General features: G+C 67.8%; 19 protein-coding genes. 16 read left to right on the forward strand and 3 right to left on the reverse strand.

Annotation, left to right across the window (positions count from 1 at the left end; all coding sequences use genetic code 11):
* The first annotated feature begins 61 nt into the window (after nucleotides 1-61).
* Both clpX and lon read left to right on the forward strand, forming a co-directional pair.
* On the forward strand, nucleotides 62-1,348 hold the full coding sequence (gene clpX, locus CURTO8I2_RS03545) for an ATP-dependent Clp protease ATP-binding subunit ClpX (protein WP_159678716.1): 1,287 nt from the start codon (nucleotides 62-64) through the stop codon (nucleotides 1,346-1,348).
* A gap of 220 nt (nucleotides 1,349-1,568) precedes the next feature.
* Nucleotides 1,569-4,022 carry an endopeptidase La gene (gene lon / locus CURTO8I2_RS03550; RefSeq protein WP_159678718.1) on the forward strand — a complete coding sequence of 818 codons (2,454 nt, stop codon included), beginning with the start codon at nucleotides 1,569-1,571 and terminating at the stop codon, nucleotides 4,020-4,022.
* Nucleotides 4,023-4,178: 156 nt separating this feature from the next.
* Here lon and CURTO8I2_RS03555 read toward each other — a convergent pair whose 3' ends face one another.
* Nucleotides 4,179-4,745, reverse strand: coding sequence for a Smr/MutS family protein (locus CURTO8I2_RS03555; protein WP_159678719.1), 567 nt, complete (start codon nucleotides 4,743-4,745; stop codon nucleotides 4,179-4,181).
* A gap of 123 nt (nucleotides 4,746-4,868) precedes the next feature.
* Between CURTO8I2_RS03555 and surE the strand changes: the two genes are divergently transcribed.
* Genes surE through CURTO8I2_RS03575 form a run of 4 tightly spaced genes read left to right on the forward strand, consistent with a single transcriptional unit; the run spans nucleotide 4,869 to nucleotide 7,661 of the window.
* Nucleotides 4,869-5,651 carry a 5'/3'-nucleotidase SurE gene (gene surE, locus CURTO8I2_RS03560; protein WP_159678721.1) on the forward strand — a complete coding sequence of 261 codons (783 nt, stop codon included), beginning with the start codon at nucleotides 4,869-4,871 and terminating at the stop codon, nucleotides 5,649-5,651.
* Nucleotides 5,648-6,343 carry a protein-L-isoaspartate(D-aspartate) O-methyltransferase gene (locus CURTO8I2_RS03565; protein WP_159678723.1) on the forward strand — a complete coding sequence of 232 codons (696 nt, stop codon included), beginning with the start codon at nucleotides 5,648-5,650 and terminating at the stop codon, nucleotides 6,341-6,343. The genes surE and CURTO8I2_RS03565 overlap by 4 nt, the downstream gene beginning before the upstream one ends.
* 17 nt (nucleotides 6,344-6,360) lie before the next feature.
* Entirely contained in the window at nucleotides 6,361-6,927 is a 567-nt protein-coding gene (locus tag CURTO8I2_RS03570) for a YqaA family protein (protein ID WP_236550989.1), read from the forward strand.
* Nucleotides 6,924-7,661, forward strand: coding sequence for a peptidoglycan DD-metalloendopeptidase family protein (locus tag CURTO8I2_RS03575; RefSeq protein ID WP_159678726.1), 738 nt, complete (start codon nucleotides 6,924-6,926; stop codon nucleotides 7,659-7,661). The genes CURTO8I2_RS03570 and CURTO8I2_RS03575 overlap by 4 nt, the downstream gene beginning before the upstream one ends.
* A 309-nt stretch (nucleotides 7,662-7,970) precedes the next feature.
* Here CURTO8I2_RS03575 and CURTO8I2_RS03580 read toward each other — a convergent pair whose 3' ends face one another.
* Entirely contained in the window at nucleotides 7,971-8,366 is a 396-nt protein-coding gene (locus CURTO8I2_RS03580) for an Mth938-like domain-containing protein (RefSeq protein WP_159678728.1), read from the reverse strand.
* A 16-nt stretch (nucleotides 8,367-8,382) separates the two neighbouring features.
* On the reverse strand, nucleotides 8,383-8,688 hold the full coding sequence (gene yhbY / locus CURTO8I2_RS03585; RefSeq protein ID WP_159681531.1) for a ribosome assembly RNA-binding protein YhbY: 306 nt from the start codon (nucleotides 8,686-8,688) through the stop codon (nucleotides 8,383-8,385).
* Nucleotides 8,689-8,769: 81 nt separating this feature from the next.
* Here yhbY and rlmE point away from each other — a divergent pair, with 81 nt between their 5' ends.
* From rlmE to CURTO8I2_RS03635, 10 genes are all read left to right on the forward strand, one after another.
* Nucleotides 8,770-9,402 carry a 23S rRNA (uridine(2552)-2'-O)-methyltransferase RlmE gene (gene rlmE, locus CURTO8I2_RS03590; RefSeq protein WP_159678730.1) on the forward strand — a complete coding sequence of 211 codons (633 nt, stop codon included), beginning with the start codon at nucleotides 8,770-8,772 and terminating at the stop codon, nucleotides 9,400-9,402.
* A gap of 54 nt (nucleotides 9,403-9,456) precedes the next feature.
* Entirely contained in the window at nucleotides 9,457-11,382 is a 1,926-nt protein-coding gene (ftsH, locus tag CURTO8I2_RS03595) for an ATP-dependent zinc metalloprotease FtsH (protein ID WP_159678732.1), read from the forward strand.
* A 359-nt stretch (nucleotides 11,383-11,741) separates the two neighbouring features.
* Nucleotides 11,742-12,641 carry a dihydropteroate synthase gene (gene folP, locus CURTO8I2_RS03600; RefSeq protein WP_159681532.1) on the forward strand — a complete coding sequence of 300 codons (900 nt, stop codon included), beginning with the start codon at nucleotides 11,742-11,744 and terminating at the stop codon, nucleotides 12,639-12,641.
* A gap of 116 nt (nucleotides 12,642-12,757) precedes the next feature.
* Nucleotides 12,758-14,269, forward strand: coding sequence for a sodium/proline symporter PutP (gene putP, locus CURTO8I2_RS03605; protein WP_236550990.1), 1,512 nt, complete (start codon nucleotides 12,758-12,760; stop codon nucleotides 14,267-14,269).
* A gap of 56 nt (nucleotides 14,270-14,325) precedes the next feature.
* On the forward strand, nucleotides 14,326-15,243 hold the full coding sequence (gene miaA / locus CURTO8I2_RS03610; RefSeq protein ID WP_159681534.1) for a tRNA (adenosine(37)-N6)-dimethylallyltransferase MiaA: 918 nt from the start codon (nucleotides 14,326-14,328) through the stop codon (nucleotides 15,241-15,243).
* A 220-nt stretch (nucleotides 15,244-15,463) separates the two neighbouring features.
* Complete coding sequence (hfq, locus tag CURTO8I2_RS03615; protein WP_159678734.1) at nucleotides 15,464-15,739, forward strand: RNA chaperone Hfq; 276 nt, start codon at nucleotides 15,464-15,466, stop codon at nucleotides 15,737-15,739.
* Between the two features lie 18 nt (nucleotides 15,740-15,757).
* Nucleotides 15,758-17,077, forward strand: coding sequence for a ribosome rescue GTPase HflX (gene hflX / locus CURTO8I2_RS03620; protein ID WP_159678736.1), 1,320 nt, complete (start codon nucleotides 15,758-15,760; stop codon nucleotides 17,075-17,077).
* Nucleotides 17,078-17,265: 188 nt separating this feature from the next.
* Nucleotides 17,266-18,465 carry an FtsH protease activity modulator HflK gene (hflK, locus tag CURTO8I2_RS03625; protein WP_159678738.1) on the forward strand — a complete coding sequence of 400 codons (1,200 nt, stop codon included), beginning with the start codon at nucleotides 17,266-17,268 and terminating at the stop codon, nucleotides 18,463-18,465.
* Entirely contained in the window at nucleotides 18,462-19,325 is an 864-nt protein-coding gene (hflC, locus tag CURTO8I2_RS03630; RefSeq protein WP_159678740.1) for a protease modulator HflC, read from the forward strand. The genes hflK and hflC overlap by 4 nt, the downstream gene beginning before the upstream one ends.
* A 4-nt stretch (nucleotides 19,326-19,329) precedes the next feature.
* Nucleotides 19,330-19,524 carry a DUF2065 family protein gene (locus tag CURTO8I2_RS03635; RefSeq protein ID WP_201295524.1) on the forward strand — a complete coding sequence of 65 codons (195 nt, stop codon included), beginning with the start codon at nucleotides 19,330-19,332 and terminating at the stop codon, nucleotides 19,522-19,524.
* Nucleotides 19,525-19,693: the final 169 nt, after the last annotated feature.

The following is a 19,693-nucleotide window of genomic DNA, read 5'->3' on the forward strand; positions in this document are numbered from 1 at the left end:
TGGAGGCGCCGGACGCTGTGCTATTCTCGAAACGAAACCGCAATACAGATTTGGCCAAGGCATGAGCGAAGACCGTCAGGGTCGTTCCGGCGACAGCAACAAAATCCTCTACTGCTCTTTCTGTGGAAAGAGCCAGCATGAGGTGCGCAAGCTGATTGCGGGTCCCAGCGTGTTCATCTGTGATGAGTGCGTCGAGCTCTGCAACGACATCATCCGCGAGGAGCTCGAGGAGAAGGCGCAGTCGGCCCGCAGTTCGTTGCCCAAGCCGCGCGAGATTCTCGAGGTGCTGGACCAGTACGTCATCGGCCAGCGACGGGCCAAGAAGACGCTGGCAGTGGCGGTCTACAACCACTACAAGCGCATCGAGAGCCGCAGCAAGAACGACGAGGTCGAACTCGCCAAGTCCAACATCCTGCTGATCGGCCCGACCGGCTCGGGCAAGACGCTGCTGGCCGAAACGCTGGCCCGCCTGCTCAACGTGCCTTTCACGATGGCCGACGCGACGACGCTGACCGAAGCCGGTTACGTGGGCGAGGACGTCGAGAACATCATCCAGAAGCTGCTGCAGAAGTGCGACTACGACGCCGAAAAGGCACAGCAGGGCATCGTCTACATCGACGAGATCGACAAGATTTCGCGCAAGAGCGAAAACCCGTCGATCACCCGTGACGTGTCGGGCGAAGGCGTGCAGCAGGCGCTGCTCAAGCTGATCGAGGGCACGGTGGCCAGCGTGCCGCCGCAGGGTGGTCGCAAGCATCCGCAGCAGGAGTTCCTGCAGGTCGACACCAAGAACATCCTGTTCATCGTGGGCGGCGCGTTCGCCGGCCTCGACAAGGTGATCCAGGCCCGCAGCACCGACGCCAGCGGCATCGGCTTCGGCGCCAAGCTCAAGAGCGCCGAGCGCAAGGCGGAAGTCGGCAAGGTGCTGGCGGATGTCGAGCCGGAAGACCTGATCAAGTTCGGCCTGATCCCCGAGTTCGTGGGCCGCCTGCCGGTCGTGGCGACGCTCGAGGAACTCGACGAGGCCGCGCTGATCCAGATCCTGACCGAGCCCAAGAACGCGATCAGCAAGCAGTTCAAGAAGCTGTTCGAGATGGAGGGCGTGGAGCTGGAGTTCCGTCAGGACGCGCTGGCCGCGATCGCCAAGAAGGCGATCAAGCGCAAGACCGGCGCGCGTGGTCTGCGCACGATCGTCGAGTCGGTGCTGCTCGACACGATGTATGACCTGCCGTCGCTGGAGAACGTCAGCAAGGTGGTCGTCGACGAGTCGGTCATCGAGCACAAGTCCGAGCCGTACCTGATCTACGAGACACCCGCCACCGAGCAGAAGGTCGCGTCCGGCGACTGAGTCGACTTCCGGAACGAAACGTTCCGGCGATGCGCTGGACCGCCCTGTCCGGGCGAAGACCGCTCCACGACGCGCCGCGTGCCTCCGGGCCCGCGGCGCGTTCGTATCCAGCGTTTCAAACACGCTTGCATCCCGGACGGGCGCGCCCCATAAACGGGGCAGGGCGGCCGCAAGGTCGCCGGGGTCGTCCCGCCGGACGGCGCCACACCGAGGAATGAAGATGCCCCCACGCAGTACTCCCGAGACCCACGAACTGCCGGTCCTGCCGCTGCGCGACGTCGTGGTGTTCCCGCACATGGTCATCCCGCTGTTCGTCGGGCGCGACAAGTCGATCCGGGCGCTCGATCTGGCGATGGAGGCCGACAAGCGCATCCTGCTGGTGGCGCAGAAGTCCGCCGAGACCGATGACCCGACGGCCGACGATCTCTACGAGATCGGTACGCTGGCGACGGTGCTGCAGCTGCTCAAGCTGCCCGACGGCACGATCAAGGTGCTCGTCGAAGGCACCGAGCGTGTCAGGCTGCGCGACATCCGCGACAACGACGGCGCGCTGGCGGGCAGTGGCGTTGCGATCGCCCCGCTCGAGTCGCGCGAACCACGCGAGGTCGAGGCCATCGCGCGTTCGCTGATGAGTCTGTTCGAGCAGTACGTCAAGACCAACCGCAAGCTGCCGCCCGAACTGCTGCAGACGCTGTCGGGCATCGACGACTCCGCACGTCTGGCCGATACCATCGCGGCGCATCTGGGCGTGCGCCTGGCCGACAAGCAGCGCCTGCTCGACGCTACCGACACCGCGGACCGTCTGGAACTGCTGGTCGGTTTCGTCGACGGCGAGATCGACGTGCAGCAGATGGAGAAGCGCATCCGCGGCCGCGTGAAGTCGCAGATGGAGAAGTCGCAGCGCGAGTACTACCTCAACGAACAGATGAAGGCGATCCAGAAGGAGCTGGGCGAGATCGACGATGCGCCAAGCGACATCGACGAGATCGCGCGCAAGATCGCGGAAGCCGGCATGCCGAAGGCGGTCGAGACCAAGGCCAAGGCGGAATTCAACAAGCTCAAGCAGATGCCGCCGATGTCGGCGGAAGCCTCGGTCGTGCGCAACTATCTCGACTGGCTGCTCGGCGTGCCGTGGAAGAAGCGCAGCAAGGTCCGCAAGGATCTGAAGTCCGCGCAGGATGTGCTCGACGCCGACCACTACGGTCTGGAGAAGGTCAAGGAGCGCATCCTCGAGTACCTCGCGGTGCAGACGCGCGTGAAGCAGATGAAGGGCGCGATCCTGTGTCTCGTCGGTCCGCCTGGCGTGGGCAAGACCTCGCTCGGCCAGTCGATCGCCAAGGCGACGAACCGCAAGTTCACCCGCATGGCGCTCGGCGGCGTGCGTGACGAGGCCGAGATCCGCGGCCACCGCCGGACTTATGTCGGTTCGATGCCGGGCCGCATCGTGCAGAGCATGAACAAGGTCGGCACCAAGAACCCGCTGTTCCTGCTCGACGAGATCGACAAGATGTCGATGGACTTCCGCGGCGATCCGGCATCCGCGCTGCTCGAGGTGCTCGATCCCGAGCAGAACCACACGTTTAACGACCACTACCTCGAGGTCGATCTGGACCTGTCGGAAGTGATGTTCGTCGCGACGTCCAACTCGCTCAACATCCCCGGTCCACTGCTCGACCGCATGGAAGTGATCCGGATTCCGGGGTACACCGAGGAAGAGAAGCTCAACATCGCCACGCGGTACCTGCTGCCCAAGCAGCTGAAGGCCAACGGGCTGAAGGCTGAAGAGCTGACCGTGTCCGAGGGCGCGGTGCGCGACATCGTCCGCTACTACACGCGCGAATCGGGCGTGCGCAATCTCGAGCGCGAGATCGCCAAGATCTGCCGCAAGGTCGTCAAGGAAATCGCGCTGGCCGGTCCGGTCACGACCGGCAAGGGCAAGTCCAAGGGCATCAAGACGGTCAAGGTCACCGAGAAGAACCTCGACAAGTACCTGGGCGTGCAGCGTTTCGACTTCGGTCGCGCCGAGCAGGACAACGAGATCGGTCTGGTCACCGGTCTCGCCTGGACGGAAGTCGGCGGTGATCTTTTGCAGATCGAAGCCACGCAGGTGCCGGGCAAGGGCCAGCTCATCCTCACCGGACAGCTGGGCGACGTGATGAAGGAATCGGCGTCGGCGGCGATGTCGGTCGTGCGTTCGCGCGCCGAACGTCTGGGTGTCGAACTCGAGGTGCTGCAGAAGCACGACATCCACGTGCACGTGCCCGACGGCGCGACACCGAAGGATGGTCCGAGTGCGGGCATCGCGATGGCGACGACGCTTGTCTCGCTGCTGACCAAGATTCCGGTGCGCGCGGACGTGGCGATGACCGGCGAGATCACCTTGCGCGGTCGGGTGACCGCGATCGGTGGACTCAAGGAGAAGCTGCTGGCCGCGCTGCGCGGCGGCATCAAGACCGTGATCATTCCCGAGGAGAACCGCAAGGATCTGGCCGACATTCCGAAGAACGTCACCGACGGCATGAAGATCATGCCGGTGAAGTACATCGACGAGGTGCTGGATCTGGCGTTGGAGCGGCCGTTGCCGCCGCCGCCCGGCCAGAAGGTCGAGCGCAAGACCGCGCGCAAGGTCGTACCCCGCGCAGAAGGCGCCAAGCGGACGCGCGTCAAGCACTGACGCGCGGCAGGCGTGGTGGCAAGGAAAGGCTGCAGGCGGCTGCAGCCTTTCTGTTTTACGGGCGTGGGCGCGCCAGGCGCGTGCAGCTACCCGTCGGTCACGACCTCAATCGGCGGGCGATTCGACTGTGTCCGCGCGCGTCGGCGTGTCCCGCGCTCAGCGGCGCGGTCGCAGCAATACCAGCACCGCGCCGGCGCCCCCCTGGCCGCCGGGGGCGCTGTGGAAGGCGAGCACGTCGGCGCGTTGTCGCAGCAGGCGGTCGACGAGATTCTTGAGGATCGGCGCATCGGGCGAGGAGTTCAGGCCCTTGCCGTGGATCACGCGCACGCAGCCCACGCCGGCATCGACCGCATCACGCAGGAACAGGCGCAGCAGCGTGCTCGCCTGGTGCGCGTCGCTGTGGTGCAGGTCGAGTTCTTCCTGCGCGGCATATTCGCCGCGCCCGAGCCGCTTCAGCACGCGCGGGGAAATTTCATCGCGGCGGTACTGCATCGTGTCGCCGCCGCCCAGCAGCGGGCCGTCCAGCAATTGCCTGAATTCGCTGCGGGCTTCCGCATCGTCGCGGTCTGCCATCCGCGTGGACGGCCGCGGTTTCGGCGTCTGCGGCGGCAGCGGCGCGGCCGGCAGTTCGCGGACCGGACCGATCGCATTGCGGAACAGGGCGGCATCGTCGTCATCGGACGGTACGGCGGGCGGCTCGGGGCGATGGCGTCCTCGTTGCATACCGCTAGGTTAGCGGTGCCTGCGCGCGCGTGCAGCGTCGCGCTGCTTTCGAACTGGGGCAGGGGAGACGCATCCGGTATCATGGCGTTCTTGTCCGACGGCTCGGGGCCTCTAGAACGATCCATGCGCGTACTGGTCAGCAACGACGACGGCGTCGACGCCCCCGGCATCCGGATTCTCGCCCAGGGCCTGCGTGAGGCCGGTCACGAGGTGCTGGTGGTCGCGCCCGATCGCGATCGTTCCGGCGCGAGCAATTCTCTGACGCTCGACATGCCGCTGCGCACGGTGCAGGTCGACGCATGCACCTGGCGCGTGCACGGCACGCCTACCGACTGCGTGCATGTCGCGATCACCGGTCTGCTCGAGCTCGAGCCGGACATCGTGGTGTCCGGCATCAACAACACCGCCAATCTCGGCGACGACGTGATCTATTCCGGCACCGTGGCCGCCGCGATGGAAGGCCGCTTCCTCGGGCTGCCCGCAGTCGCGATGTCGCTGGTCACCCGCGACCACGACGGCCAGCATTACGAGACCGCCGCGCGCGCCGCGGTCGAGATCGTCGCGCGCCTCAAAGCCGATCCGCTCCCTGCCGACACCATCCTCAACGTCAACGTGCCCGACGTGCCGTGGGACGAACTCGCCGGCTTCGAGGTCACGCGCTTGGGCAATCGCCATCGCGCCGAGCCGTGCACGTCGATCGACGATCCGCGCGGCCGCACCTGGTGGTGGATCGGCGCGGCCGGTCCGGAGCAGGACGCCGGACCCGGTACCGATTTCCATGCCGTGCGCACGCAGCACATCGCGATCACCCCGATCCACGTCGACCTCACGCGCTACCAGGCGCTCGAGCACGTGGCCAGCTGGGTCGGCGGGCTCGAAGCGGACCTCAAGGCGACCCAGGCGTGACGGCGCGGATGCGTCTGCAGCCCGAGGCGGTCGGTGTGGGCATGACCTCGCAACGCGTGCGCGATCGCCTGATCGAACGCCTGCGCGACGGCGCGCATCCGGGGGGTGGCATTTCGGACGAGCGCGTCCTCAACGCGATCCGCACCGTGCCGCGTCACCTGTTCGTCGACGAGGCACTGGCGACGCGTGCCTACGAAGACACCGCATTGCCGATCGGCCATGGCCAGACGATTTCCCAGCCGTGGGTGGTCGCGCGCATGACCGAGGCGCTGCTGGCGAACGGCATGCCGGGCAAGGTGCTCGAAGTCGGCACCGGCTCCGGCTACCAGGCGACCATCCTCGCCGCGCTCGGCATCGAAGTGCATACCGTGGAGCGCATCGGCGAACTGCTGCGCGTCGCCCGCAAGCGTTTCCGCTCGCTGGGTCTCAACGTGCGCAGCAAGCACGACGACGGCCGGATCGGCTGGCCGGAAAATGGACCGTTCGACGCCATCATCGTCACCGCCGCCGGTCCCGCGCTGGTCGAAGCGCTGACCGATCAGTTGGCCGCGGGCGGCACGCTCGTGGCGCCGGTCGGTGCGCCCGGCGCGCAACGCCTGCTGGTGTTGCGCAGACACGCTGACGGGCAGATCGAGCAGCAGGACGTCGCCGCGGTCGCCTTCGTGCCTCTGTTATCGGGATACGTGGATTGATGCAGGTGTTTGCAAGGATGTACGACACCGTGCTCGCATGGGCCGGCCACCGTCACGCGCCGCGTTACCTCACGCTGATGAGCGCCGCCGAGTCGGTGATCTTCCCGATTCCGCCGGACGTGATGCTCGCGCCGATGTCGCTGGCCAGACCGCAGGCCTGGTGGCGTTACGCGCTGCTGTGCACGCTGGGTTCGGTCGCGGGTGGATTGCTCGGCTATCTCATCGGCCATTTCGCCTTGGACCTGGCATGGCCGTGGATCGAGCGCATGGGCTGGCAGCCGGCGTTCGAGCGCATCCGGGCGCTGTTTCTCGCACACGGCCTGCTGTTCGTGTTCATCGCCGGATTCACGCCGATCCCGTACAAGGTATTCACGATCGCGTCGGGTTCGCTCGGAGTCGGACTGCTACCGTTCGTCGTTGGATCGCTGCTGGGGCGGGGCACACGGTTCTTTCTCGTCGCCGGTCTGATGGCCTGGGGCGGCCCGAAACTGGAGCCGGTGCTCAAGCGCTATATCGAATGGCTCGGCTGGTTGATGGTGGGTCTGGTGGTCGTTGGTCTGGTCTGGTTGGAGATGCGTGGATGAGGAAGCTGTGGGTGGTGTGCGTGGTGGGACTGCTGTCGGCTTGCGGCACCAGTACGGTGGTCCGTGAGGGCGGCCGCACTGCGCCGACCTCGACACCCCGGCCCGGCGAATCCGTCACCGTGCGCCGTGGCGATACGCTCTACCGCCTGGCGACCAGCAACGGCATCAGTGCGCTCGATCTCGCCACCTGGAACAGCATCCGCGCGCCGTACACGATCTATCCCGGACAGCGCCTGCGTCTGTATCCCGGCGGCGCCGCGCCGACGCGCCCGTCGACATCCGGCAGCGCGACTGCGCAGCGCCCGGCCGTACGCCCCACGCAGACCGCTCCGCAGACCCCCGCCGCGCCGCCCGTGCGCAGCCCGTTCCGCTGGCAGTGGCCGACCGACGGCCAGATCGTCGGTCGCTATGTCGGCAACGATCCGACCAAACAGGGCGTCGATATCGCCGGCACCTCCGGCCAGGCCGTCAATGCGGCCGCCGATGGCGTGGTCGTGTACTCCGGTGCGGGCCTCGTCGGCTACGGCGAGCTGATCATCGTCAAGCACGACGAGCAGTGGTTGACCGCTTACGGCCACAACCGCAGCCGCAAGGTCAATGAGGGCGAGCGCGTCCGCGCCGGCCAGCAGATCGCGGAGCTCGGCCGCACCGGTGCCGCGCGGGACATGCTGCACTTCGAAATCCGCTACAACGGCAAGCCGGTCGATCCGCTGACCTATCTGCCGGCGCGCTGAGCGACCGTCACGCAACGGCGCGCCCGTTGCAGCGCGCCTCTCGTCGGGACACGTCGCCGCGTCATCAGCTGCATCGTCCATCGTTTGCGCACTGCGTCCGTCCGCCGGAAGCCGGAACCCGCGGTGTCGGCACGACGTCCTACGTGGACTCACGCGTCATCCCTGGCCTGACGCCCTGCCGCCGCGACGGTCTTCGACCGTCGTGCCGCGCGCATGCTGCGCGGCGTCAGATTGCGGTAGGTCGCGAGCTGCGCAGTCCCGGAGCGGGGTGCCCGGAGACCGGCCCCGGGGTCAGCCCGCGCAGGGCGCCTAGGTGCCTGCCGGGGCGTCGCGTTCCGACAGTACGAACGCAGCCACCACCCGTCGGCCTTCGCTCGCCAGCACATTGAACGTGCGGGCCGCGGCAGCGTTGGTCATGGCTTCGAGGCCAATGCCGCGTGACAGGCACGCGGCCATCGCCGCCGGCGGCGGAAAGCCCTGGGTCTCGCCGGTGCCCAGCAACACGACTTCGGGCGCCAGGGCCAGCACCGGTTCGAGGGCATCGACGTCGAGCGCACGCACATCGGTCACCGGCCAGTCTTCGACCAGGCTGCGCGGGGCGACGATGAAGCTGCGGCTCAGGCGGCGGTCGTTGACCAGCGCCAGGTGCCCGTCGGCGCCGCGCAGGACGTAATCGAAATCGGGGGATTCGAGATTGAGCTGCATGCGGCGCGACCCGCGATCAGGACCGCGGCAGGACGATCTGGCGGCGGTCCTTGCTCTGGCGGTACAGGATGGCCACGTGGCCGATGCGCTGCACGAGTGCCGAGCCGGTGCGTCCGGCAATGTCGTCGATCATCGCGTCGCGCGCGTCACGGTCCGACGCCCCCACCTTGACCTTGATCAGTTCGTGATGCTCGAGTGCGGCATCGATTTCGGCGATCAGCGCATCGGTGATGCCCTTGCCACCTACCTGCAACATGGCCTTGATGCCATGGGCCTGGCCGCGCAGAAAACGGGTCTGGGCAGCGGTCAGGGCATTACTCATGGATGAACCGATCGGGGGAATGAAGACGACCGGCAGGATATCATGGCCACCGGACGCACCTGTCCCGCCCTCGAGCCGTTGATGGCCTCCCGCAGCAAAAGCAGCCAGCGCTGGCTGAAAGAACATTTCTCCGATCCTTTCGTAAAGAAGGCCCAGAAGGATGGCCTGCGTTCGCGCGCCGCCTACAAGCTGGAGGAGCTGGTCGAACGCGACCGCCTGCTCAAGCCGGGCATGGTCGTGGTCGATCTGGGCGCGGCCCCCGGTGGCTGGTCCCAGTGGGTGCGCCAGGCACTGGGCGACTCGGGTCGCGTCATCGCACTCGACATCCTGGACATGCCGTCGCTGGCTGGCGTGGAGTTCCTTCACGGGGATTTTCGTGAGGATGCGGTCCTCTCGCTGCTCGAATCCACGCTGGCCGGGCAACAGGTGGACCTTGTGTTGTCCGACATGGCCCCCAACAAGAGTGGAATCGATGCCGTCGACCAGCCGCGTGCCATGCATCTGGCAGAGCTGGCGATGGACTTCGCCGACAACCACCTGCGCACCGGCGGCACGTTTCTGATCAAGCTGTTCCAGGGCACCGAATTCGACGACTACGTCCGCAATCTGCGGCGGCGTTATACGAAGCTGTCGATCCGCAAGCCCGCCGCATCCCGGCAGCGTTCGCCGGAAGTCTATGCCCTGGCGACCGGCAAGCTGGCGACGATGAAGTAGCATGACCCCGACGCATTACACGCTCCACCGCACTCTTCACGAGAACCCCCGAACATGAACGATCTGGTCAAGAATCTGCTGCTCTGGGTGGTCGTCGCCGTCGTGCTGATGGTGATCTTCCAGAGCTTCAGCCCCAGAACCGGCGCCGGCGGGCAGGACGTCCAGTACTCGCAGTTCATGGAACAGGTCCGTCGCGACCAGATCGGCTCGGTGAAAATCGCCGAGGACGAACGCACGATCACGTTCCAGACCAAAGGCGGGCAGAGCGGCACGGTGATCGCCCCGCGTCGCGACGAGCGCATGATCGACGACCTGATGAACCACAATGTCGCGATCGACCAGGCGCCGCCGTCGAGTGGCATTTCGCTGGGTTACATCCTCATCCAGCTGTTGCCCGTCGCGCTGATCATCGGTTTCTGGTTCTTCATGATGCGGCAGATGCAGCAGGGCGGCGGCAAGGGCGCCATGTCCTTCGGCAAATCCCGCGCCAAGCTGCTCAACGAAGAACAGACCAAGGTCACCTTCGCCGACGTCGCCGGTTGCGACGAGGCCAAGGAAGAAGTGTCTGAACTCGTCGAATTCCTGCGCGATCCGTCGCGCTTCCAGAAGCTCGGCGGCAAGATTCCGCGCGGCGTCCTGATGGTCGGACCGCCCGGTACCGGCAAGACGCTGCTCGCCAAGGCGATCGCCGGCGAGGCCAAGGTGCCGTTCTTCTCGATCTCCGGTTCGGATTTCGTGGAGATGTTCGTCGGCGTCGGCGCCAGCCGCGTGCGCGACATGTTCGAGCAGGCCAAGAAGCAGGCGCCGTGCATCATCTTCATCGACGAAATCGATGCGGTGGGGCGTCATCGCGGCGCCGGTCTCGGCGGTGGGCATGACGAGCGCGAGCAGACCCTCAACCAGCTGCTGGTCGAAATGGACGGCTTCGAAGGCGGCGAGGGCGTGATCGTCGTCGCCGCGACCAACCGCCCCGACGTGCTCGATCCCGCGCTGCTGCGTCCGGGCCGTTTCGACCGCCAGGTCGTCGTGGGCCTGCCGGACGTCAAGGGCCGCGAGCAGATCCTGAAGGTGCACATGCGCAAGGTGCCGCTGGACGAAGACGTGCAGCCGCTCGTCGTCGCCCGTGGCACGCCTGGCTTCTCCGGCGCGGATCTCGCGAACCTCGTCAACGAGGCCGCGCTGTTCGCCGCACGCGAGAACGGGAAGGAGGTCCGCATGGACCACTTCGATCGTGCCCGCGACAAGATCCTGATGGGCGCCGAGCGCCGGTCGATGGCGATGAGCGAGGACGAGAAGACGCTCACGGCCTATCACGAGGCCGGTCATGCGATCGTCGGTCGCCTCGTGCCCGAGCACGATCCGGTCTACAAGGTCACGATCATTCCGCGCGGGCGCGCGCTGGGCGTGACGATGTACCTGCCGGAAGGCGACCGTTATTCGATGAACCGCGTTGCGATCGAATCGCAGCTGTGCTCGCTCTACGGCGGCCGCGTGGCCGAGGAATTGATCTTCGGCGGCGACAAGGTCACCACCGGCGCCTCGAACGACATCGAGCGCGCGACCAAGATGGCCCGCAACATGGTCACCAAGTGGGGCCTGTCGGACGAGCTCGGCCCGATCGCCTACGGCGAAGAGGACGACGAGGTCTTCCTCGGCCGCTCGGTCACGCAGCACAAGTCGGTGTCCGACGACACGGCGCGCCGCATCGATGAGGTCGTGCGCACGATTCTCGACAAGGCCTACGAGCGCACCACGGAACTGCTGACGGCGAACATCGACAAGCTGCACGCGATGTCCAAGCTGCTGCTCGAGTACGAGACCATCGACGTGCCGCAGATCGACGCGATCATGGAAGGTCGCGAGCCGCCGCCGCCGATGGGCTGGGGCAAGGCGAACGCCAACAAGAACGACGACAGCGGCGACAAGGGTGGCAACCGCCCGCTGCAGCCGCCGATTGGGGGGGCGGCCGAGCAGGCCTGACGCGAAAGCGCGTGGCGACATGAAAGAAGCGGCCTCCGGGCCGCTTTTTTTTGGGGCGATGGCAACGCCCACGAAGTTCCGACGTTGCATACCGGCGTCGTCGCCGGAGGCGTCTGTCCGCGCACGCCGTGCCGCCGACATCCGCAGCACAGATCGGCCGCGGCACGTCCGCACCCGTTTGGGTCGCCGCAGGCGCAGCGCGCATGCCCGGTCGGCTGGCGACCGGGGGCACCGGCAACGACCGGTGTCCGGCGGGCCACCACGCGCTGCCGGGCGCCGGGCGCGGACGGCGCCGGCTGGGCACGCGGACGTCGAGCCGCGACAATCACCGCACCTTCCGCGACGCCCAGGTGCTGCCGATGTTCGATACCGTCCTCCAGCTCGACTGCAATGGCCGGGTGCTGCGGCTCGACCGCCCGCGCGTGATGGGCATCGTCAACGTGACGCCGGATTCGTTTTCAGATGGCGGCACGCACGACACCCCGGACGCCGCGATCGCGCATGGCCTGCAGCTGGCGGCGGCCGGCGCCGACATTCTCGACGTGGGCGGCGAATCCACGCGGCCCGGTGCGGACGACGTGCCGGTCGCCGAGGAACTGCGCCGCGTGCTGCCGGTGATCGAAGGCCTGGTCGCGCGCGCGTCCCTGCCGATCAGCATCGACACGTCCAAACCGGAGGTCATGCGCGCGGCGATCGCCGCGGGCGCAGGCCTGATCAATGACGTCTACGGCCTGCGGCGTGCGGGCGCGCTCGAGACTGCCGCCTCTCTCAACGTGCCGGTCGTGCTGATGCACATGCTCGGCGAGCCGCGCGCCATGCAGGACGCGCCGGCATACGACGACGTGGTCGGCGACGTGCATCGTTTCCTGGCCGAGCGCATCTTCTCCGCCGAGATGGCCGGTATCGACCGCAAGCGCATCGTGGTCGATCCGGGCTTCGGCTTCGGCAAGACCACCGCCCACAACATGACGCTGCTGGCCCAGCTTGCACGCTTCGCCGAACTGGGCGTGCCGGTGCTGGCGGGGCTGTCGCGCAAGCGCAGCATCGGCGAGCTGACGGGGCGTGACGTCCCGGCCGGGCGGGTCGCCGGTTCGGTGGCCGCGCATCTGATCGCCGCGCAGAACGGCGCGCGGATCCTGCGCGTGCACGACGTCGCCGAAACGGTCGATGCGCTGAAGATCCTGGCGGCGGTCGTGTCGGTGCCGGTGCCGCGTGCGTCGAAGCCGGCGCCCACGATCGTCTGGCCGGACGACGCCTGACGGACTGCGCGGGCCCGGCCGCCGCGCGGCCGGCCGGAGGACGATGCGTTAACCTGTGGCCACCATTTTCGAGCCGCCCATCCGGGCGGTCCGTCGTTTCAGGAGGGGATTGTTCGATGATGACTGCCAGTACGCCGCTGATCGTGACCTTCGTGGTCTATCTCGTCTGCATGGTGCTGATCGGGGTCGTGGCGTGGCGCTCGACCAAGAACTTCGACGACTACATCCTTGGCGGACGCAAGCTCGGACCGGGCGTGACCGCGCTGTCGGCGGGCGCCTCCGACATGAGCGGCTGGCTGTTGATGGGCCTGCCGGGCGCGCTGTACCTGGGTGGCGTTTCCGAAGCCTGGATCGGCATCGGACTGATCGCCGGCGCCTATCTCAACTGGCGCTTCGTCGCCGGTCCCCTGCGTGTCTACACCGAGCGCACCGGCAATGCGCTGACGCTGCCGGATTTCTTCACCCACCGGTTCGAGGACCGCAGCCGGTTGCTGCGCGTGTTCTCCGCCGTGGTGATCCTCGTGTTCTTCGCCATCTACTGCGCGTCGGGCGTGGTGGCGGGCGCGCGGCTGTTCGAGAGCGTCTTCGGTCTGCCGTATGCACAGGCGATCTGGTGGGGCGCGGCGGTGACCATTCTCTACACGCTGATCGGCGGCTTCCTCGCGGTCAGCTGGACCGACGTCGCGCAGGGCACGCTGATGCTGTTCGCGTTGCTGCTGACGCCGGTCATCGTCTACATGACCACCGGCGGCTTCGAATCGAGCATGGATCTGATCGCCAGCGTCGATGCCAGCAAACTGTCTTGGACACGCGGCGGCGAACTGGGCCTGATCGGAATCGTGTCCCTGCTGGCTTGGGCGCTCGGTTACTTCGGGCAGCCCCATATCTTGGCCCGCTTCATGGCGGCCGGCAGCGTGCGCACGATCCCGGCCGCGCGCCGGATCGGCATGGCGTGGATGATCCTGTGCCTGCTGGGTTCGCTGACGGTCGGCATTCTCGGCATCGCCTATTTCCAGCAGCATCCCGAGCTGGCAGGCCCGGTCGAAGCGAACGCCGAGCGTGTGTTCATCACCCTGGTGGAGCTGCTGTTCAACCCGTGGGTCGCGGGCGTGATCCTGTCGGCGATCCTCGCCGCGGTGATGAGCACGCTGTCGAGCCAGCTGATCGTGTGTTCGAGCGTGCTGTCGGAAGATTTCTACCGCGGTTTCTTCCGCAACGACGCCAGCCAGCGCGAGCTGGTGTGGGTGGGGCGCGGCAGCGTGCTGCTGGTCGCGCTGGTCGCGCTGTGGCTGGCGCGTGATCCCGACAGCCGGGTGCTGGGGCTGGTGGCCTACGCGTGGGCCGGCTTCGGTGCCGCGTTCGGCCCGGTGGTGCTGCTGGCGCTCTTCTGGCAGCGCATGACGCGCAACGGCGCATTGGCAGGCATGCTGCTGGGCGCGGTCACGGTGGTGGCCTGGAAGCAGATTGCCGTCGAGCGGATGGGGTCGGCGCTGTACGAGATCGTGCCCGGCTTCGCGGTTGCCACGCTCGCGATCGTCGTCGTCAGCCTGCTGGGTCGTGCGCCGTCGCAGCAGGTGCAGGCGCGCCACGAGCAGGTGCGCCTGTCGCTGCGCGAGACCGGTTACTGAGCCATGGTGCGCGGCGCGTGAGCGGAGCGGGCTTGCGTCCGCGCGCGGTCGCCCTGATGGGGCCGACCGCGTCCGGCAAGACGGCGCTCGCGCTCGAATGGGCGGCGCGGTTCGGCGGCGAGATTGTCAGTGTCGATTCGGCGCTGGTGTATCGAGGACTGGAGATCGGCGCGGCCAAGCCCGACGCCGCCGAGCGGGCCCGCGTTCCGCATCACATGCTCGATCTGCGCGACCCCTGGCAGACGTACTCGGCGGCCGAGTTCGCCCACGACGCGCGGCGCGCGGTCGACGATGTCCTGCGCCGCGGGCGCGTGCCGATCCTCGCCGGGGGCACGGGTCTGTACTTCGCGGCACTCCTCGATGGCCTGTCGCCGATGCCGGAAGCCGATGCCGACACCCGGGCCGCGATCGCCGCCGAGGCCGCCGCGCTTGGCTGGCCCGCCCTGCATGCGCAGCTGGCGACGCTGGACCCCGAGGCCGCCGCGCGCATCAAGCCCGGCGATGCGCAACGCATCCAGCGGGCGCTGGAAGTGCACCGGCTGACCGGCGTTCCGATCAGCGACTGGCAGCGGCATCCGAGCGAATCGCCGCCGTTCCCGGCGCAGGTGCTGGCGCTGGCGATCGCGCCGCCCGCGCGTGCCACGCTGCATGCGCGGATCGCCGACCGCTTCGACGCGATGCTCGCTGCCGGCTTCCTCGACGAGGTGCGCGGCCTGCGCGCGTTGCCGCAGCTGCAGGCGCATCCCGCGCCACTCGAACTGCCGGCCATCCGCGCCGTGGGATATCGCCAGGCGTGGGCGTACCTGGACGGGCAGGGCACCGCGGACGATTTCCGCGCACGCGCGATCGCCGCCACCCGGCAGCTCGCGAAACGGCAGTGCACGTGGTTGCGCGGGCGTGGCGGGGCGCGGTGGTTCGACCCGGCCACGCAGCGCGCTGCGCTGGATGCGGAGGTCGCGGCGTTTGTTGCGTGAGCGGCGGGTCGTCCGCGGAGCGCGCTGCGTCCTGATCGTGATCACGGAGGTGGCATCCGGCCATCGCCGTCACGAAACCCCGATTCCGCACAGCATTCTCCCCGCTGGATCCCGCACAGACCGCATCGCGGTTGTGTAACATCGGCCGGTCGTCGTCCGGGGAGCGGACGACGGCCCGGCCAACAGGTCATCAGAACAACAACCACGCTGGGGAAACACCATGTCCAAGGGGCAATCCTTGCAGGATCCTTTCCTGAACGCACTGCGCCGCGAGCGTGTGCCCGTCTCGATTTACCTCGTCAATGGCATCAAACTGCAGGGCACGGTCGAATCCTTCGACCAGTTCGTGGTGTTGCTGCGCAATACCGTGAGCCAGATGGTCTACAAACATGCCATCTCCACCGTGGTGCCGGCCCGCAACGTGCGCGTGGCGCCAGGCGGCGGCTTCGTCCAGTCCGGTGAAGGCGAGGACGAGGCGCCCGAGACCACCGACTGACCCGAGGTGTGAACCCACTTGTTCGAACGCTCCCGCAAGGGTGAAAACGCGCTGCTGATCCAGCCGCATTCGCATGGCCCCGCCGACGAAGGCGCGCTGGAAGAATTTTCGGAACTCGCCCGCTCCGCCGGTGCCCGCGTCGCCGCGGTCATCCCGGCCCGGATCGACAAGCCCAATGCCGCCACGCTGTTCGGCAGCGGCAAGCTCGACGAGGTCAAGGCCGCGGCCGATGCCACCGGCGCGGACCTGGTGCTGGTCAACCATCGGCTCACGCCGGGCCAGGAGCGCAATCTCGAGAAGTTCCTCGAGCGCCGCGTCGTCGACCGCACCGGTCTGATCCTCGACATCTTCGCCCAGCGCGCCCGCAGCCACGAAGGCAAGCTGCAGGTCGAACTGGCGCAGCTGCGGCACATGGCCACGCGCCTGGTGCGCGGCTGGACCCATCTCGAGCGCCAGCGCGGTGGCTCGATCGGACTGCGCGGGCCGGGCGAGACCCAGCTCGAGACCGACCGCCGCCTGCTGCAGAAGCGGCTCGAGCAGCTGCAGGCACGACTCGACAAGGTGGAAGTGCAGCGCACCCAGATGCGCCGTGCGCGCGTGCGCAGCGAACTGCCGCGCGTGGCGCTGGTCGGCTACACCAACGCCGGCAAGTCCACGCTGTTCAATACGCTCACCGGTGCCGATGCCTACGCGGCCGACCAGCTGTTCGCCACGCTCGATCCCACGGTGCGCCGCGTCGACCTGTCCGGTGGCAGCATCGTGCTGGCCGATACCGTCGGCTTCGTCCGCGACCTGCCGCACGAACTCGTCGCCGCGTTCCGCTCCACGCTGAGCGAGGCGCGCGAGGCCGATCTGCTGCTGCACATCATCGACGCCGCCGACCCGCTGCGGAACGAGCGCATCGCCCAGGTCGACGCCGTGCTGGGCGAGATCGGCGCCGGCGATCTGCCGCAGCTGCTGGTCTTCAACAAGATCGACCGCATCGAAGGCGCGACGCCGCGCTACGACCAGGACCCCAACGCGCTGGCTGACGACGCCGTGCGCGAGAACGTGTGGATTTCCGCGCGGGACGGCCTGGGGCTCGGCGTGCTGTCGCAGGCGCTCGCCCGGCGCCTCGGCATCCGGCGCGTTGCCGGCAAGGTGCGCCTGCCGCCCGAATCCGGCCGGCTGCACGCCCGCCTGCATGCGCTCGAAGGCGTGCGTGGGGAAACGCTCGACGAGTCCGGCTGGTTGCTGCAGGTGGACCTGGCGCATGCCGATGCCGCGCGTCTGGCGTCGCAGCCCGACGGCGAACCCCTGCGTGCGCTCTTGCCTCCGGACGAGGACGACACCATCTGATAGGTCCGGTGGGCGCGTGTCTGCACGCGATGGGGCTTCCAGGGGACGCCGCTTCGCGCGCAGGGCCGCGGCCACGGGAATCCCGGCATGACCTCCGGTGCGTGGCCTGCGACAGGCGCGAGCCGGTTAGACTATGCGACCCCCGCGCCGCCGCCGACGCAGGCTGCGCGCCCAGAACTGGAGCAGGCATGGCCTGGAACATTCCCGGCAACAACAAGGACAAGGATTCTCCGGACCGCAAGGATTCCGGAAATCAGGGCGAGCGCAATCCGTGGCCGCCACGCCGGACCGGCGGCGGTGGACGTGGCGGGCGTGGCGGTGGCGGCGGCGGTGGTTTCGACCGCATCCTCGACCAGTTCCGCGGACTCTTCGGTGGCGGTTTCGGCGGCGGCAATCCGCTGCGCTGGATCGCGGTCGTCGTGGTCGTCGTGCTGTTGCTCAACTGCTTCGTGCTGGTGGGTGAAACCCAGCGCGGCGTGGTGCTCCGGTTCGGCCAGGTCGCGCGGATCATGCAGCCGGGTCCGAACTTCAAGCTGCCCTGGCCGGTCGAGCGCGTGACCAAGGTCGACGCGACCACCGTGCAGTCCTACAGCAATACCGTGCCGGTGCTGACCCGCGACGAGAACATCGTCATCGTGTCCTTCAACGTGCAGTACCGCGTGGGCGATGCCGAGCAGTACCTGTTCGGCACCCGCAATGCGCGCGAGATGCTCGAGCAGACCGCACTCAGTGCCGTCCGCGAGCAGATCGGCCGGGTGAATCTGGACGCCGCGCTCAATGCGCGTGGCCCGATCTCGACGGCGGCGCAGACCTCGCTGCAGGCCTCGCTCGACAGCTACCGCACTGGCCTGTTCGTCAACGAACTCAACCTGCAGGACGCGCGTCCGCCGGAAGAGGTCAAGGACGCGTTCGACGCCGTCAACAGCGCGCAGCAGATGAACGAGCAGCTGGTCAAGGAAGCCGGCGCGTATGCGGCGAAGATCGTGCCGGAAGCCCGCGGTGAATCCGAGCGCGTGCGCTCGCAGGCCGAGGGCTACAAGACCGCCGAGATCGCCCGCGCCACCGGTGACGCGACGCGTTTCTCGCTGCTGGTCGACGCCTACGCCAGTGCCCAGGACGTCACCCGCAAGCGTCTGTGGCTGGAAACCGTGCAGAGCGTGCTGGCCGAGAACCGCGTGGTCGTCGGTGGCGATGGCCGCCAGTTGATCTACGTGCCGATGGCCGGGCAGGGCACGGGCGGCCAGGCCGCGCCCTCGCTGATCCCGCCGGAGGTGCTGTCGCCGGCCGTGGAAGCCACGCGCAACGCCGGCAACGGCAACAGCAATGCCGCGCCGGCAGCAGGGGCACGCAACCTGCCGCGTCCGCCGCGTGATGGAGCCAACCGATGAGACTGAATTTCGTCATTCCGTTGCTGATCGTCGTCCTGCTGGGCCTGATGGGCTCGGTGTACGTGGTCCGCGAAGGCCAGGTGGCCCTGGTGCTCAACCTCGGTCGCGTCGCCCGGACCGACATCGGCCCGGGCCTGCACTTCAAGGTTCCGCTGATCGAGTCGGCACGCGTGTTCGACCGTCGCTTCAACGCCAGCGCGTTCTCGCCGGAGCGCTCGCTGACCTCCGAGCGCAAGGACGTGAGCGTCGACTTCGTCGCCATCGTCGCCATCAGCGACGTCGCCGCGTTCTACCGCGCCACGTCCGGCAACGAGGCCGATGCCAATCTGCGCCTCGAGCCGATCATCAAGAACTCGCTGCGCAACGAGATCAACGCCAGCACCCTGACCGAACTCGTCTCGGGCAACCGTTCGGAGTTCGTCGAGCGCCAGCTGCCCGGCATCAACGAGGCCGCGCAGTCGCTGGGCATGCGCATCATCGACATCCGTCTGAAGCAGATCGATCTGCCGACCGACAGCCAGGTGATCCAGCAGGTCTACAACCGCATGCGCGCCGAGCGCCAGGAAGTGGCCACGCGACTGCGCGCCGAAGGCGAGGAGCGCGCCCGCGCGATCCGTGGCCAGGCCGATCGCGAGCAGACCGTGATCCTCGCCGAGGCAGAGCGCGACGCGCAGACCCTGCGCGGTGAAGGCGATGCCGAGGCCGCGCGCATCTACGGCGAAGCCGCGAATCGCGACCCGGCGTTCTACGCGTTCCAGCGTAGCCTCGAGGCCTATCGCGCGTCGTTCCAGAAGGGCGACAGCGTGATCGTGCTCGAGCGTGATGACCCGTTCCTGCAGTACATGCGCAGCGACCGTTGAAGACCTGCGCCTGATGTCGGACCTGTGGGCGGCGTTGTGCCTGGTGTTCGTGCTTGAAGGCCTGATCCTGTTCGCGGTGCCCGGTTTCTGGAAGCGCAACGCCGAACAGATGCTCACGATGCCCACCCACACCCTGCGCCGCATCGGCGCAGGCGTGCTGGCCGTCGGGCTGCTGGCGCTCTACTTCGTGCGGAGTTGACCGGGCGCGTCCCTGCGCAACGGTCGGGATGACCCGACCGCGGACCGGGACCGGCGTCGGATCTACCGCCGCCGCGTCGACCCACTGATGACGGGCCGTCTCCCGGATGGTCGGCTACCGAAGGCCGCATCGACGTCCCCCCATGCCCCGTGAATGCCCCGCATAAAGC

The organism is Luteimonas sp. 9C (assembly GCF_902506295.1).
Taxonomy (GTDB): Bacteria; Pseudomonadota; Gammaproteobacteria; order Xanthomonadales; family Xanthomonadaceae; genus Luteimonas.

Bases quoted from the DNA above. Each gene is read 5' to 3' on its own strand.
- clpX (WP_159678716.1), top strand. From the start codon at position 62: ATGAGCGAAGACCGTCAGGGTCGTTCCGGCGACAGCAACAAAATCCTC.
- lon (WP_159678718.1), top strand. From the start codon at position 1,569: ATGCCCCCACGCAGTACTCCCGAGACCCACGAACTGCCGGTCCTGCCG.
- CURTO8I2_RS03555 (WP_159678719.1), bottom strand. From the start codon at position 4,745: ATGCAACGAGGACGCCATCGCCCCGAGCCGCCCGCCGTACCGTCCGAT.
- surE (WP_159678721.1), top strand. From the start codon at position 4,869: ATGCGCGTACTGGTCAGCAACGACGACGGCGTCGACGCCCCCGGCATC.
- CURTO8I2_RS03570 (WP_236550989.1), top strand. From the start codon at position 6,361: ATGTACGACACCGTGCTCGCATGGGCCGGCCACCGTCACGCGCCGCGT.
- CURTO8I2_RS03575 (WP_159678726.1), top strand. From the start codon at position 6,924: ATGAGGAAGCTGTGGGTGGTGTGCGTGGTGGGACTGCTGTCGGCTTGC.
- CURTO8I2_RS03580 (WP_159678728.1), bottom strand. From the start codon at position 8,366: ATGCAGCTCAATCTCGAATCCCCCGATTTCGATTACGTCCTGCGCGGC.
- yhbY (WP_159681531.1), bottom strand. From the start codon at position 8,688: ATGAGTAATGCCCTGACCGCTGCCCAGACCCGTTTTCTGCGCGGCCAG.
- rlmE (WP_159678730.1), top strand. From the start codon at position 8,770: ATGGCCTCCCGCAGCAAAAGCAGCCAGCGCTGGCTGAAAGAACATTTC.
- ftsH (WP_159678732.1), top strand. From the start codon at position 9,457: ATGAACGATCTGGTCAAGAATCTGCTGCTCTGGGTGGTCGTCGCCGTC.
- folP (WP_159681532.1), top strand. From the start codon at position 11,742: ATGTTCGATACCGTCCTCCAGCTCGACTGCAATGGCCGGGTGCTGCGG.
- putP (WP_236550990.1), top strand. From the start codon at position 12,758: ATGATGACTGCCAGTACGCCGCTGATCGTGACCTTCGTGGTCTATCTC.
- miaA (WP_159681534.1), top strand. From the start codon at position 14,326: ATGGGGCCGACCGCGTCCGGCAAGACGGCGCTCGCGCTCGAATGGGCG.
- hfq (WP_159678734.1), top strand. From the start codon at position 15,464: ATGTCCAAGGGGCAATCCTTGCAGGATCCTTTCCTGAACGCACTGCGC.
- hflK (WP_159678738.1), top strand. From the start codon at position 17,266: ATGGCCTGGAACATTCCCGGCAACAACAAGGACAAGGATTCTCCGGAC.
- hflC (WP_159678740.1), top strand. From the start codon at position 18,462: ATGAGACTGAATTTCGTCATTCCGTTGCTGATCGTCGTCCTGCTGGGC.